At 55.1% G+C, this 13,994-nt stretch carries 11 protein-coding genes; 6 read left to right on the forward strand and 5 right to left on the reverse strand.

All coding sequences use genetic code 11. The annotated features are described in order from the left end of the window. Positions 1 to 31: 31 nt before the first annotated feature. Complete coding sequence (locus tag N6V40_RS14775) at positions 32 to 1,609, reverse strand: glycoside hydrolase family 68 protein (protein WP_242632565.1); 1,578 nt, start codon at positions 1,607 to 1,609, stop codon at positions 32 to 34. 307 nt (positions 1,610 to 1,916) lie between these two features. On the opposite strand from N6V40_RS14775, the gene N6V40_RS14780 reads away from it, so the two are divergent. Beyond that, on the forward strand, positions 1,917 to 3,548 hold the full coding sequence (locus N6V40_RS14780; protein ID WP_131089962.1) for a glycoside hydrolase family 32 protein: 1,632 nt from the start codon (positions 1,917 to 1,919) through the stop codon (positions 3,546 to 3,548). A 114-nt stretch (positions 3,549 to 3,662) separates the two neighbouring features. Here the strand turns inward: N6V40_RS14780 and N6V40_RS14785 are convergent, their stop codons facing one another. The 3 genes from N6V40_RS14785 to N6V40_RS14790 all read right to left on the reverse strand — a co-directional run bounded on the left by N6V40_RS14785 (position 3,663) and on the right by N6V40_RS14790 (position 5,645). Next, the gene (locus N6V40_RS14785) at positions 3,663 to 4,697 is read right to left on the reverse strand and encodes a LacI family DNA-binding transcriptional regulator (RefSeq protein ID WP_131089963.1); all 1,035 of its coding nucleotides are present in this window, start codon (positions 4,695 to 4,697) and stop codon (positions 3,663 to 3,665) included. 106 nt (positions 4,698 to 4,803) lie between these two features. Next, positions 4,804 to 4,992, reverse strand: coding sequence for a PhzF family protein (locus N6V40_RS17455; protein ID WP_315973709.1), 189 nt, complete (start codon positions 4,990 to 4,992; stop codon positions 4,804 to 4,806). Then, a complete protein-coding gene (locus tag N6V40_RS14790; RefSeq protein WP_315973710.1) occupies positions 4,989 to 5,645 on the reverse strand; it encodes a PhzF family protein in 657 nt (218 codons plus the stop codon). Before N6V40_RS14790 ends, N6V40_RS17455 begins: the two co-directional genes overlap by 4 nt. Before the next feature lie 473 nt (positions 5,646 to 6,118). Between N6V40_RS14790 and N6V40_RS14795 the strand changes: the two genes are divergently transcribed. From N6V40_RS14795 to N6V40_RS14810, 4 genes are all read left to right on the forward strand, one after another. After that, positions 6,119 to 7,144: a 3-oxoacyl-ACP synthase III gene (locus N6V40_RS14795; protein ID WP_131089965.1), complete on the forward strand. Its 1,026-nt coding sequence runs from the start codon at positions 6,119 to 6,121 to the stop codon at positions 7,142 to 7,144. After that, positions 7,141 to 9,729: an alpha/beta fold hydrolase gene (locus N6V40_RS14800; protein WP_131089966.1), complete on the forward strand. Its 2,589-nt coding sequence runs from the start codon at positions 7,141 to 7,143 to the stop codon at positions 9,727 to 9,729. Before N6V40_RS14795 ends, N6V40_RS14800 begins: the two co-directional genes overlap by 4 nt. Further along, positions 9,726 to 10,736 carry an NAD-dependent epimerase/dehydratase family protein gene (locus N6V40_RS14805; RefSeq protein WP_262198112.1) on the forward strand — a complete coding sequence of 337 codons (1,011 nt, stop codon included), beginning with the start codon at positions 9,726 to 9,728 and terminating at the stop codon, positions 10,734 to 10,736. Before N6V40_RS14800 ends, N6V40_RS14805 begins: the two co-directional genes overlap by 4 nt. A gap of 162 nt (positions 10,737 to 10,898) precedes the next feature. Beyond that, complete coding sequence (locus N6V40_RS14810) at positions 10,899 to 11,759, forward strand: prephenate dehydratase (protein ID WP_131090362.1); 861 nt, start codon at positions 10,899 to 10,901, stop codon at positions 11,757 to 11,759. A gap of 35 nt (positions 11,760 to 11,794) precedes the next feature. Here N6V40_RS14810 and N6V40_RS14815 read toward each other — a convergent pair whose 3' ends face one another. Then, positions 11,795 to 12,811, reverse strand: a complete 1,017-nt coding sequence (locus tag N6V40_RS14815; protein ID WP_262198113.1) for a LacI family DNA-binding transcriptional regulator — start codon at positions 12,809 to 12,811, stop codon at positions 11,795 to 11,797. A gap of 158 nt (positions 12,812 to 12,969) precedes the next feature. On the opposite strand from N6V40_RS14815, the gene N6V40_RS14820 reads away from it, so the two are divergent. Beyond that, the gene (locus tag N6V40_RS14820) at positions 12,970 to 13,905 is read left to right on the forward strand and encodes a dihydrodipicolinate synthase family protein (RefSeq protein ID WP_207306521.1); all 936 of its coding nucleotides are present in this window, start codon (positions 12,970 to 12,972) and stop codon (positions 13,903 to 13,905) included. The last annotated feature ends 89 nt before the right edge of the window (positions 13,906 to 13,994 follow it).

Consider the following 13,994-nt stretch of genomic DNA (forward strand, 5'->3'; position numbering starts at 1 on the left):
AGGTGCTGAACCGGCCGTTGTTGTTGATGAATTACTTGCCGAACTTGCCGCTCTTCAGCTCGCGGTTGGCAGGAATATCTGCCCAGCCGCCAAGTCCATTGTCGCCATAGTTGTAGTCAACTGTTGCCGACGCACCCTTGATGTCCAACTTAACAGTTGGGCCCAAGGTGCCACCTCGGACGAAGTTGTCCTTGGTGCCAATGGTGTCGATGAAGGACTGAACCAGTCCGCCAGGCATGACGTAGTGCGAGTATGCCTGGAACTGGCCTGGGTGCTGGTTGTAGTCAGGAGCGAATGGGCTGCCTGCTGCAAAGTTCAGGTTTGAAGGGCTACCCAAAGCCAAGCCTGAACCGCGGTTCAGTGGCTGGTAATCGCTACGAATACCGTTACCTACGAAGCCGTAAACGCCTTCTGGTCCATCGATGCCAGCAGCAAAGGTGGAGCGGTGGCTAATCGTGAACAGGTAGTACTTGCCGTCCTGCATGTAAATCTGTGGACGCTCAGTCTGGTCGGTAACACAGTTAGCCGACAAGATTGGTGGCAGGAATTCCCACTCGGTGAGTTCCTTGTTCTTTGCACGAGCCAAACCAACGTTACCGATCTGGTAGGTTGCACCTGACTTGTTGACCTCTGCAACGGTTTCACCGTTGGTTTCGCCCTTGTTGTAGCCAAGGTCATCAGCATCGCACTTTGCTGCATCACGCTTCTGCGCGGTGTTGCCCTCGAAGACCATGAAGGTCTCGCCTGGGTGTGCTGGATCTTCAAAGGTGAACGGGTCACGGAAGTTGAAGAAGGAGTTCTGCTCAGCGGTCTGGTAGTACTTACCGTCTGCCTGGAGCAGTTCGGTGACCTTGTCGAAACCGGTGAACTTTACACCCTTTTTGTTTGCGTGAACGTGGCCGACGCTCAATGCGATACGTGGATCGTAAGGCTTGATGTCCTTGCCATCCTTATCGCGGTAGAAGGCAACGTCGGTGAAGAACAGCTTGATTTCGCCGTTCTTGTCTACACGAGCCGAGCCAGACCACTGGGTCTGGTGGCTGTAGGACTTATCCTCGAAGATCTTGCCGGTGACGCCTTCGTCAAAGACCTCGCCGCCGTAGGTCCAGCCGCCGTCTTTTGGACGCTCGTCAGCTGGGACGCCAGCTGGACGGTAGAAGTAGCCGATGCGCGCGTACTGGTGACGCTCATCGAAGCCCAAGTCGCGGTCAGCAACTAGCGAGAAGATGATCTCCTGGCCGCCAACGCTGTACTGGTTAGCGTCTGCGTCAGTCAGTGGCCAGGTATCCCAGACCCATACTTCTTCGTTGCTCATGTCAGGGAAATCCTGAGGAACGGTTGGCATGGTGTACTCGGTTGGCATCGAGTTTTCGCGGGAAGCAGCGTCTGGATCAGACATTGCCTTCAGCTGCTTAGCATCTGCACGGGTCCAACGCGACGTGAAATCATCGGTTGGGCTGTAAGCCTTTTGGGTGTGCTCAGTTGGCGCAGGGAAACCTGGTACCGGCTCGGTTGCGGCCACTGCTGGGGCCGAAACCAAAGTTGCACCGAGCGCTCCAATGCTCAGTACAGCAGCAAGAATGCCGCGTTTGGTGCGTTGCTTATTCACGATTGTTTGCCTTCGTTCGATACGGAATCGGACAATCGCTCGGGCTGCGACACACGCTCTCTCCACAGTCGAATCTAAGGATTCACATAGCTCCTGTCAATCGATTCAAAACGTTTTGGAAGCAGGATCACATTTTTTAGGATTCTTAACGAAATCTTCATCACATTCTTTGCAAAACGTTTTGGTTGTTCGTTAGCGTGGGTAACTGTCACTCGTAGCGACGCACGATCTCTCCCCAAATCTTTTGCGACGACACCCATCGTTGCTGCCCTTTACCGGCGTTTGAACTGACCTACTGGAAAGACCGATGACTCAGCCACAGACCAAGAACTCCAAGATTCTTATTGCTGCCGCAGCCGCCTGTGCACTGGTCCTCGTGGCTTTGCTGGCTTGGCAATTCCTACGCCCTGCACCACAATCACCAAAAACTGAGAGCGACAACAACGCTCAAGAAGCCGAACAGTTTCAACGGCCAGAATCTTGGTCGCAGTTCCGCCCAGCCAATCACCTAACGCCGAGCCAAAACTGGATGAACGATCCGCAACGCCCGTTCTTCCTAGACGGACTGTGGCACTTCTACTATCTCTATAACGCTGACTACCCGGACGGCAACGGTACCGAGTGGTATCACGTCACCTCCACTGACCTTGTTCATTGGAAAGATGAAGGCGTTGCCATTGAGAAATACAAAAACGGTCTAGGTGATATCTGGACCGGCAGTGCGGTCGTTGATACAGAAAACACCGCAGGTTTCGGTAAAAACGCAGTCATCTCGTTGGTTACCCAGCAAGTAGACGGTGTTCAACGTCAGTCGTTGTTCTACTCAACCGACGGCGGATACTCTTTCACCTCGTACGAGGGCAACCCAGTCATGGACAATCCCGGCGTCGACGCATGGCGAGATCCGAAAATTGTCTGGGACAAAGAACGCAATCAATGGCTCATGCTGTTGGCCGAAGGAAGCAAAGTCGGCTTCTACACCTCCAAAGATCTCAAGTCCTGGAACTACCAGTCTGGTTTCGAAGCGCCAGACCTTGGCACAGTCGAATGCCCAGATTTCTTCCAAATGTCCGTAGACGGTGACCCCGAACGCACTACGTGGGTCTTAGGCATCAGCGCCAACGGGGAAAGTTTTGGACGTACCACCGGCTACACCTACTGGTCCGGTGACTTTGATGGCAAGACCTTTACCCCTGCCGAACAAGAACCTCAATGGCTTGATGCCGGATCCGACTTTTACGCGGCAGTGTCGTGGGAGGATCCTCAAGCAGAAGGTCCTTTGGCCCACCGTTACGCACTGGGCTGGATGAACAATTGGGCTTACGCCTCAGATCTTCCATTGGGCGATTGGTCCGGCGGATCTATGTCCACGGTTCGTCAGCTTTCGTTGCGTGAGGTTTCAGGAAAACCGACCTTATTCTCGGAGCCTATTGCAGCGGTTGATAAGCTCGCCGGCGATCCAGCCCAAACCACAGCGCAAGATGTGCCCACGGGGCACAGCGCTTCGGTGGGCAAAGCTGAAACGGATTCTTACCGACTCCACGTTGATCTTGCCCAAGATGAGACTTCGCCAAGCGATGAGGCTCAAGTTGAGATCAAGGACGCCAATGGTGCGACCGTGACTGTCGGCTACAACTTCAAAGACCAAACTCTCTTCCTCAACCGCGACAAAGACAAGGTAGCCTCCACCATGCCCGAGGCTTACCGCGAGATTCGTAGCGAGCATCTTCCCAGCGACAACGGAGCGGTCAGCTTAGATGTACTGGTCGATACAACTTCGGTTGAAGTATTTGCCCAAGATGGACAGGCCTCGTTGAGTTCAACCGCGTTCCTGTCCCCTGGAAATCATGAACTCAATTTGAAGTCTTTGGGTGGCACCACCGATTTGCGCGGTGCCAGTTTGGCGCCGATGGCAGTTGTCGAGACCGCAGAACAGTAATCCAAGCAACTGGGTACACTTCAGCCAATAACGGTGTGGCCTCCTAAGCGGAGACCACACCGTTATTTGCACTGAATCTTCAACACCGTCAAAGCCAAAGATGGCGGAAAATAATTACCGCCCCGGCGCAGCTACCGATTCCCTGCTCACTAGCTCACAACGTAACTGCTTTGAGGTTTTGGATTCTGGGTTGTCTTTTGTCTCAGCAAACAGTTGAGAGACTGCCCAATGCCCCATTTGGTAGTGCGGCAAGGCGACAGTACTTAGAGTTGGCACCAGTGCCTTGGTAATAAGCTGAAGGTCGTCAACTCCGATAACCGATAGGTCCTCGGGAATTCTGATACCAAGACCTGCTGCAGCCTGATAAACGCCCATGGCCATCTCGTCGTTAAAGCAGAAGATAGCTGTCGGTCGGTCTTCGCGATCCAGTAAGTCACGTCCAGCTTCACGTCCGCCTTTGGCTCCATTACTGGCGGCACAGATCCACGACTCATTAACAGCAATACCCGCATCTTTCAACGCGTTGCGATACCCCTGCTCGCGCCCAATCGCTGCCGGTACGCTCAGCGAGACGGTGATAAAACCGATCTGTTGATGACCAAAGCTAATCAGATGGTTGGTTGCGTCGATCCCTATTTGACGCTCATCAGGTACAACGGATGAATAATTCGAATCGGCATCAGTCGCGTTGGCAACTACCACCCGCGCCCCAGCAAGTTCTTGCGGAACTTGAATCTGCTGGTGCCACATCTTGGCGTAGACCAGACCATCCACGCGGTGATCCATCAGAGTTCGGATTCCCATGAGTTCACGTTGCGCGTCCCCGGTTGAATCGATGGCCAGCACTACGCTTTGATGTTCGGCGGCAGCGTCTTGTGCACCGCTGATTAGTCGGCCCGCATACGGGGTCACGGCGATGGTGTCGCTGAGCAGACCTATGGTGAAAGTCCGCGAACTTCGCATTCCGCGCGCACGTAAATCAGGTGAGTACCCTAGCCGTTCAGCAATCTCCAATACACGTTCGCGCGTCTCGGGCTTGATTGCCCTTGCACCGCTTAAAGCGTGTGAAACAGTCGTCAGCGACACTCCCGCAGCGGCGGCGACGTCCCTGATGCCTACTCGGGCAGAGGAACCGAGCTTATTATTCATGCCTTTATTCTATTCACAATTTCTTTTCCCTTTAAACCAAACTCAAAGATGTCTGGTTCAAGGAGGAATTAATTGTCAATGATCCAAAAGGCATGCACTACCTAAGCTAGATTTTTGCCACGCCGCTGAGCACTACTTCGGCACGTCCGCCAACCCAAACCTGATCGTCGACACTGGTGATAAAGATTTCACCATTTCTTCCCATCGCGCCTCCCTGCGCTGCAACATAGGGAGCAGTGGCACGACCAGTTTTAATAAGCCACTGGGCGGCTGACGCATTGAGGCTTCCGGTCACTGGATCCTCACGCAGCGGGTCCTCCCCTCGGTAAAGAAACCGCGCACTTCAAACGCCTTTTCGGATCTTTCAGGATGAGCACCGATAACACCAATGTCCCACCGGCCGGGGAATTTCGAGGCATCGGGACGCAAGGCAAGAACCGACTGCGCGCTATCGAGCAGCACACCGACCCAGCCCGGGCCGTTATCAATCCACTGGGTGTCAACGACCTCTTCTTTCTCTACACCGAGAATCGCGCAAAGTTGTTCCACTAATTCAGGTTCCACTGGGCCGCCACGTTGCAGCGATGGCGCTGCGAATGACAAGATCTCGTCTTCAACTCGAATAGGAATTAATCCAGCTGCACATTCTTGGACGATCATTCCGTCGGTCGCTGGAACGCCTCCGGCCTCCAGCCACGCACGCGCAGTGCCAAGGGTAGGGTGTCCAGCAAACGGCAATTCGGTGTTCATGCTGAATATGCGGACTCGGTAATCGGCCTCAGGGCTCGTTGCAGGAAGTACAAAAGTGCATTCTGAAAGGTTCGTCCATACAGAGAAGCGACGTAGCTGTTCATCATCGAGTCCCTCGGCATTCAAAATGACTGCGACTGGGTTACCTAAACATGGATCAGGGGAGAAAACGTCCACCTGGCTAAAACGGTAAGTCATGACTGAAATCCTACGGGGAGATAACTAGAAAAGGACCCTTGGCTCTGTACTGCTACAAAACAAGACCTCTTACGAAGCTGACCTCACCTCTTTTGGCCTGAGCCCAAAGATTCCCAGCCCTGAAAGAGACGCCAAATGGCTAAAAATCATCGCTGGCTTATCCATTAAGAACAGCCAAATAGCGCCTAAGCGGACGGACTGCGCCAACGAAGGGGCGCTCCCGCAGGCCAAATCTAAATGTGAGCTTTCGATCTTTCCATGATTCTCATAGGACAACTCTGTAGGATCAAGAGAGTCTGCGTTATTCCCGTTTCCAGCCCTCGGCTGAAATTGGCCTTCCAAGTTCTTCGAATGGCTTGGCAGGGAATAATCTAGGAGAACAAACTTATCTTCGGCATCACCTGCCCGTTGGTAATCGCGTTTCATCGCAGCATGCACCACACAGATAGTCCAGCAGAAACGAAGGCAACACTTTGAACGGCAATGCCACCTTTAAACACCACAACGTTGCGCTCTTATCAGTGAACAGCGTCCTCGCACCCGAGGTGGTGACCTCATCCGAATTTGATGAGCGGCTGGCTCCAAGTTTGAAACGTTTGCGGTTATCCAAGAAACTGCTCGAACGCGTTTCTGGCGTTAAAGAACGACGCTGGTGGTCCAAGGGCGTCGAATTTGATGACGCCGCAATTATCGCCGGCAAAAAAGCCTTGGCTGAAGCTGGTATTGAGCCCGATGAAATCGGACTGCTCATCAATACTTCGGTAACCCGTCGCAATCTGGAGCCATCGGTTGCTTCCAAGATTCACAACGGACTGGGCCTGCCATCCTCTGCAATGAACTTCGACGTGGCCAACGCTTGCCTCGGCTTTGTTAACGGCATGAGCCTTGCGGCGAACATGATCGATTCCGGTCAGATCAAGTACGCGCTGATCGTTGCCGGCGAAGATGCCAAGGCAACTCAGGAAACCACCTTCGAGCGTCTGAACGCTGAAGGATCCACCCGCGAAGACTACATGCGTGAATTCGCGACCCTAACCTTAGGTTCAGGAGCCGCTGCAGCGGTCATCGGCCCAGCCGACGCCCACCCAGATGCACACCGCATTCTTGGTGGCGTGTCCCGTGCAGGTACCGAGCACCACGAGCTGTGTGTTGGCGGTCCCAACGGTATGTACACCGACACCAAGGGCTTGCTCGATAACGGCCTAGAGCTCGTTGTTGATGCGTGGGATGAAGCTCACCGCACCGGCTGGGAGTGGAAGTCCATGGACCGCTACGTCACCCACCAGGTTTCAAAGTCTTACACCAACGCGATCATCAAGGCCGTCGGCCTGGTCAAGGATCGTGTGCCGATCACCTTCTCCAAGTGGGGCAACGTTGGACCGGCTTCTTTGCCTATGACTCTGTCCCAGGAAGCTGAAACGCTCAAGCCAGGCGATCGAGTGCTGTGCATGGGTGTTGGTTCAGGACTGAATACCGCGATGATGGAGATTGTCTGGTGACCGAGATTTTCCCCGGCGTCAAGGAAATCTACTCAAAATATCTCGATGTTCCATCCACCTCACCGGTGGACGGCGCTGGCTCCACCTACCGGTGGCATGTCTTGGACAACCAGGAAGAACTAGCTCAACGTGGCATCACGCCAGTAGGCACGCTTTTATGTGTCCATGGCAATCCCACGTGGTCTTACCTATGGCGCAGCCTGCTCAACCATGTTTCTGAGAATCAGTTGGCCTGGCGTGTAGTTGCCGTGGACCAGCTAGACATGGGCTTCTCGCAGCGCACCGGCAAGTTCCGTCGACTGGCAGACCGCGTTAATGACCTGGGCGATCTGGCCGAGGCAATGGATTTAGGTGACAATGTCACCACCGTGGGCCACGACTGGGGCGGCATTATTTCTCTGGGTTGGGCTGTGTCCCATCAGGACCGTCTGGCCAATGTCGTTTTGACGAATACCGCCATTCACCCTGCTGGTTTTGAACTGCCGTCAGCACTGAAGCTGGCGACCCACCCTGCCGTACATGGCTGGGGAACCAAAACCACGCGTGCTTTCCTTCAGGTCACCCACTCCTTGGCACAGCCAGCTTTGGCGCCTGAGGTTCGTAAGACTTTTATGGCCCCTTACACCAGCGCAGATGTGCGCGATGGTGTGGCAAACTTTGTGGCGGACATTCCATTTGATCCCTCGCATCCAAGCCGTCCGGCGCTGGATGAAATTTCTGAGGCTGTGCGCTCACTATCGGTTCCAGCACTGATGCTGTGGGGCCCGAAAGACCCGGTCTTCTCTGACCGCTACCTTCGTGATCTCTTAGGACGACTCCCCCACGCTCAGGTGCACCGCTTTGAAGGTGCAAGCCACCTGGTGGGCGAAGACCGAGATATCGCTTCCCCGATTTTTTCTTGGCTTGCTGGAAACCAGCACGTCGCCGAGTCAGCACGAGCACAAAGCTCCACGCCCTATCAGCCAATGCTTGCAGAGCTGGATTCGCGTTCCGATGACCACAGCACCGCAGTGGTGGACATTCACCCGCCACAATCCTTGTCGTGGTCCCAACTGGGCGAACGTGTTAACGCGCTAGCTGCTGGATTGCAGCAGGTCGGTGTGAAATCAGGAGACCGCGTCAATCTTCTGGTTCCGCCAGGCATTGAGCTGACCTCGTTGATTTATGCCTGCCTGCGTTTGGGCGCGGTCATTGTTGTGGCCGATGCCGGACTTGGAACTAAGGGACTTGGCCGTGCCATCAAGGGCGCTGGCCCAAGCTTCTTGGTAGGAATTGACCGCGCGCTAACCGGTGCCCGAGTGCTTAACTGGCCTGGCACCAAGATCGCCGTCGGCTCCTTGCCTGCTACCAAACGTAAGCTCTTGGGTGTCGCGCACACCCTAGATGAACTACTAGAAACCGGTAGCAAGCTATCGGCCAGTCAGGCGAACTTCACCGCTGCTGATCCTGATGCTGATGCTGCAGTGCTCTTCACCTCCGGATCCACCGGCCCCGCCAAGGGCGTTGTGTACACGCACCGCCAACTTGCAGCCATGCGAGACACCCTGCGTGAAACCTACGATTTGAAGGCTGGTTCAGCACTGGTAGCTGGCTTTGCACCATTCGCGTTGCTCGGTCCTGCCCTCGGCGCCACCTCAGTCACCCCCGATATGGATGTGACTGCGCCTAGAACGCTGACCGCTTCTGCTCTGGCTGATGCCGCCGTCGCAGTGAACGCCACCACGGTATTTGCCTCCCCGGCAGCCCTGGCCAACGTACTAGAGACCAAATCCGAGCTAAACACCGCACAGCGCAAGACACTGGCAGGCGTTGGCCTAATGCTCTCTGCTGGTGCTCCTATTCCTGAGCCGCTGTTGGCAAAGGTTCAAGAGTTGGTGCCCAACGCGAAGGTTCATACCCCGTATGGCATGACCGAAGCGCTACCGGTCACCGATATCGACCTTGCCGGCATTCGTGCCGCTGGGGACGGAAACGGCGTATGTGTTGGCACCGCGGTTGCCGGCGCCACGGTAGCAATCGCGCCTATTGACGCGCTCGGCATTGCGGGCGATGAACCGCAGTACACCCCCAACGTCACCGGCGAAATTCTGGTCCGTGCACCGCACGTCAAAGATCGCTACGACCGTTTGTGGATCACGGAAGCGGCCAGCAGCTCCATCGATGGCTGGCACCGTACCGGAGATGTGGGGCATCTTGATGATGCCGGTTTGCTCTGGGTTGAAGGACGTCTGGGTCATGTGTTGAGCACCGCCAATGGTGCTATCACCCCGGTCGCCGCCGAGCATGCAGTGCAATCGGTCGTCGGCGCCGGACGCGCCGCCCTGGTAGGTGTTGGACCAGCAGGAACCCAAGCCGCAGTGGTAGTCATGGAAACCGTGCCGGCAGCTCGCAAACCTGGGCCAGCCGACAACGCACTGGCCCGCAAGGTTCGCGCCGCGGTTGCGCAGACCGGTATCGAGGTGGCCGCCGTACTAGTGCTGCCAACCTTGCCTACCGACATTCGCCATAATTCCAAAATTGACCGCGCTGCGTTGGCCCAATGGGCCAGCACGACGCTAGCTGGCGGAAGGATCCGCACACCATGAGCGAAACCACTGACCAGTTGAGCCCGCTTCGGGTTCTGGTGACCGGTGCCAGCGGTCTGCTCGGTGGCGCCGTAGCTCAGCTGCTAAGCGAAAAAGGCCACCATGTGCGCACCTTCCAGCGCAGCGCTTCGAGTCATGCCGGGGACGAAGTCCGCGGTTCCTTAACCGACCCCGCCGCGGTAGCCCAAGCGGTTGAATCAATGGACGCAGTGATTCACTTGGCCGCCAAGGTCTCCTTCACCGGACACTGGCAAGAATTTGTTGACACCAACATCACCGGTACCAACAATCTGCTTCAGGCATCACAAAAAGCCGGAATCAAAGACTTCGTTTTTGTCTCTTCACCTTCTGTGGCCCACTTTGGCGATTCATTAGCCGGCGCAACAGCTGGTACTGCCAACCCTGATCTTGCGCACGGCAACTATGCGCGGTCCAAGGCTGCTGCTGAGCTCAACGCGTTAGCGCTGGACTCGGTTGATTTCCGCGTGGCAGCCATCCGTCCACATGTGGTCTGGGGACCCGGTGATACCCAGCTGGTAGAACGCGTCATTGAACGCGCCAAGGGTGGACGCCTGCCGTTGTTAGATCACGGGGCTGCGCTCATCGACACCACCTACATCGATAACGCTGCTGCTGCCATCGTTCGTGGCTTAGAGCGTATGGACCACGCCCATGGCCGAGCGTTGGTGGTAACCAATGGTGAACCGCGACCAGTCGGTGAGCTCATTGCAGGCATCTGCCTGGCCGGTGGCGCTCCAGCGCCCAAGCTCAACGTGCCAGGCTGGTTGGCTCGCGGGGCCGGTACAATCATTGAGAAGCTCTGGCTAGCGGCCGGTTCACGCAATTTGGTTCATGATGAGCCTCCGATGACTCGTTTCCTGGCCGAGCAACTTTCAACAGCTCATTGGTTTGATCAGCGTGAGACTCATGAAGTCCTTGATTGGAAACCAGCCGTCAGCATTGATGAAGGTCTAGCCAAGCTGACCGCACACTACGCGCAGTCCTAAACTACGCATCTGAGAAAACTATTGAAGCCTCGAAACATAAAAATGTTTCGAGGCTTCAGTACATTCTGGGCTTACAACTGCTTGTTGCTACTTCACGGAACTATCACGTCATGATTTGGCATGGACATCAGTGCAACGGGCAAAGAGCGGTACCTTGAAATGATGGGCAACAAGATTTCTTACCAAGGTGAAGCTGGCTCCAATTCCAATATGGCCTGCACTGAACAATTCCCCGATATGCAGGCAGTGCCCTGCGCTAGTTTCGAGGATGCCTTCGCCATGGTGGAAAATGGGGACGCTGATCTTGCGATGATTCCCATCGAGAATTCGCTGGCTGGTCGTGTTGCTGATATCCATGTTCTCTTGCCAGAGTCCGACCTACAAATTGTCGGTGAACACTATCTGCGGATCCGTTTTGACCTACTCGGTCTGCCTGGGGCAACGCTCAAAGACGCCACCGAAGTACATAGTCACATCCACGCGTTGGGACAGTGCCGAAAGATCATTCGCGAGAACCAGCTAACGCCGGTTATTGCCGGAGATACCGCAGGATCTGCACGCGAGGTGAGCGAATGGAACGACCCAACAAAACTGTCCTTGGCTCCCCCAATGGCCGCCGAACTCTATGGGCTTGAGGTGCTGGCATCAGGTGTTGAGGATGACCCCACAAACACCACACGCTTCGTGGTTTTGGCGCGCGAACAGCCTTTACCCGTGCGCTCTGAGCTTCCCGAATCAACGGTGACCACTTTGGTCTTCAAGGTTCGAAACGTTCCTAGCGCGCTGTACAAGGCGTTGGGTGGCTTCGCTACCAACGGCGTGAACATCACGCGTTTGGAAAGCTACATGGTTGGCTCTTCCTTCGCTGCCACAACCTTCATGATTGATGTTGAAGGCCACCCAGAGGATCTGCCAGTGCGCTTGGCTTTGGAAGAACTAGAGTTCTTCACCTGGGAAATCAAGATCCTTGGAACCTACGCCGCCAGCGAGCATCGCAACAACGTTTCTGTTGCCTTCGTTTAGAGCATCCAAGGCGGCCTGCGTGTTTCTTCAGGCCTCTACTTTGCCTTCCCGCTTGAAGCACGAGGGATCAAAGTTGGCATGAATTTTCGGATTTCTGGGCCTTTGACTGGACTAACAATCAGGTCAATCGCTTTGCTAGCGATTTGCTCCAATGGAATCCGCACAGAAGTCAGCGGCGTGGGCAGAAGCTCCGACTGAGGAATATCGTTGTAACCAACCAGAGAAATATCTTCGCCCACGACGAGATTTTGCTCCTTAGCCACAGCCATCACGCCCATGGCCAAATTGTCGTTGGCTGCAAAAATTGCGGTGGGCCTGTTATTTGGCTTTTTGTTGAGCAGCTTTTCCCCTGCGCTGTATCCACTCTTGATGCCGTAGCCGGCCGAAACCATCCATGGTTCAGGTGTAGAAATTCCTGCTTCAGCCAATGCTCTATGCGCCCCAGCAAGTCGAGCCGTACCCGTTGAAGTAAACGCGGGGCCTGTAATGACGGCAATTTTTTCGTGCCCTAGATCCAGTAGATGTCGTGTGGCAAGATACCCACCCACTTCATCATCACCCAGTGCCGAAGGGCTCAAACCGTCGGTACGCAGAACCAGCGCATGAGCGATTCCGGTATCCCTGAGATATTTTGGTAATTCATCTTCGACTCGCGCTGTGGCAAGAATCAGGCCGTCAACGCTTCGGTCCAACAGCGTCTGAGCTGATTTTCTTTCATCTTCCGGATCATCACCGCAGGTAGCGACAATCGCAAAGTAACCGCGAGCCGCAGCAGCACGCTCAATCTCCTCAAACATCAAAGCCATGACGGTATCACTGAGCCTAGGGACCAAGACTCCCAACGTCTGGGTATGTCCGCGGCGAAGATTCGAAGCGAAGGAATTACGGCGATAGCCCAGTTCCTCGGCCACTTTCCGCACCCGATCTGCTGTGGCAGAACGCGGAGCATTCCCGCGGTCGTCGAGGGCGCGGCTGGCTGTTGAAAGACTCACTCCGCTAGCGACTGCTACATCTTTCAGCGTTACCGCCGCACTCGGGATCACCGGTTCCATTTAAATTCTCCTGTTCACTTCATTCCTAGTAGACACTCTATTTCGGATCTGACAAAAAATACCTCTTGACAGTGACGTGTGCCACAAGTCAGAATGAAAACGTTCCCGCAATCGTTTTCATTCTAGCGGGTTTTCCGAACTACATGGAGGTAGCTCTAATGACCATCGATCTCCGCGGGCTGGTTCCCGCACCAGTGACCCCTTTCAACTGCGACGGCAGCGTAGACGTCGACGCCATTCACCGACTCGGCTCCTGGCTAGGCAGTGTCGAGGGCGTCAAGGGCCTTGTGGTTCTTGGCCACGCAGGCGAAGGCACGTTCCTCACGCAAGATGAGCAGGCTTTGGTCATCCGCGAATTCAAGAACTCCGTCAATGGCGAAATCCCCATCATTGCCGGAATCACCGGTGAAGGAAATACCGTCGCAGCTCTTGAAGCTCAGCGGGCCGTTGAAGCCGGCGCTTCAGCCGGATTGGTCTACCCATCTCATGGATGGTTGCGCTTCGGCTACCAGCAGGGAGCGCCACAGACTCGGTACAAAGAAATCTACGAGACCAGCGGCTTGCCATTGATCCTGTTCCAATACCCAGATGCCACCAAGGCCACCTATGACCTGGATACTCAGCTGGAAATTGCAGGCCAAGAAGGCGTCTTCGCCACGAAGAACGGTGTGCGCAATATGAAGCGCTGGGATACCGAGATTCCTGTTCTTCGCAAGACTTACCCGGATCTTCAGATCCTCACCTGCCATGACGAATACCTGCTGCACACGATGTTTGATGTTGATGGCGCATTGGTTGGTTACGGTGGACTTGCTCCTGAACCATTGGTGGAGCTGATCGCCGCAGGCAAGGCCAAGGATTATGCAGCTGCTCGGGCAATCCACGATCGGATCCTGCCAGTGACGAAGAATGTCTACCACCGCGGATCCCACATGGAAGGCACCGTGGCGCTGAAGGAGGGGCTGGTTGCCCGTGGAATTCTGGACCACGCTACCGTCCGTCCACCACTACTTCCATTGGCTGCTGGCGCGGACAAGGAAATTGCAGCGGCGCTACAGTCAGCGAACCTTGGCAAAGTGACCGTTTCCGTCTAATCGTTGAGTTGCTGTGGGGTGGCACGAAGAAGTGCCACCCCAATGCAGTACCTACCGTTTTCTTTTCCCTGAATCTTTAGCAACAATGA

The organism is Glutamicibacter sp. M10 (assembly GCF_025452055.1).
Taxonomy (GTDB): Bacteria; Actinomycetota; Actinomycetes; order Actinomycetales; family Micrococcaceae; genus Glutamicibacter.

Excerpts from the sequence above, each read along its gene's own strand:
- N6V40_RS14805 (WP_262198112.1), top strand. The coding sequence starts at position 9,726 with ATGAGCGAAACCACTGACCAGTTGAGCCCGCTTCGGGTTCTGGTGACC.
- N6V40_RS14785 (WP_131089963.1), bottom strand. The coding sequence starts at position 4,697 with ATGAATAATAAGCTCGGTTCCTCTGCCCGAGTAGGCATCAGGGACGTC.
- N6V40_RS14810 (WP_131090362.1), top strand. The coding sequence starts at position 10,899 with ATGGGCAACAAGATTTCTTACCAAGGTGAAGCTGGCTCCAATTCCAAT.
- N6V40_RS14790 (WP_315973710.1), bottom strand. The coding sequence starts at position 5,645 with ATGACTTACCGTTTTAGCCAGGTGGACGTTTTCTCCCCTGATCCATGT.
- N6V40_RS14780 (WP_131089962.1), top strand. The coding sequence starts at position 1,917 with ATGACTCAGCCACAGACCAAGAACTCCAAGATTCTTATTGCTGCCGCA.
- N6V40_RS14820 (WP_207306521.1), top strand. The coding sequence starts at position 12,970 with ATGACCATCGATCTCCGCGGGCTGGTTCCCGCACCAGTGACCCCTTTC.
- N6V40_RS14815 (WP_262198113.1), bottom strand. The coding sequence starts at position 12,811 with ATGGAACCGGTGATCCCGAGTGCGGCGGTAACGCTGAAAGATGTAGCA.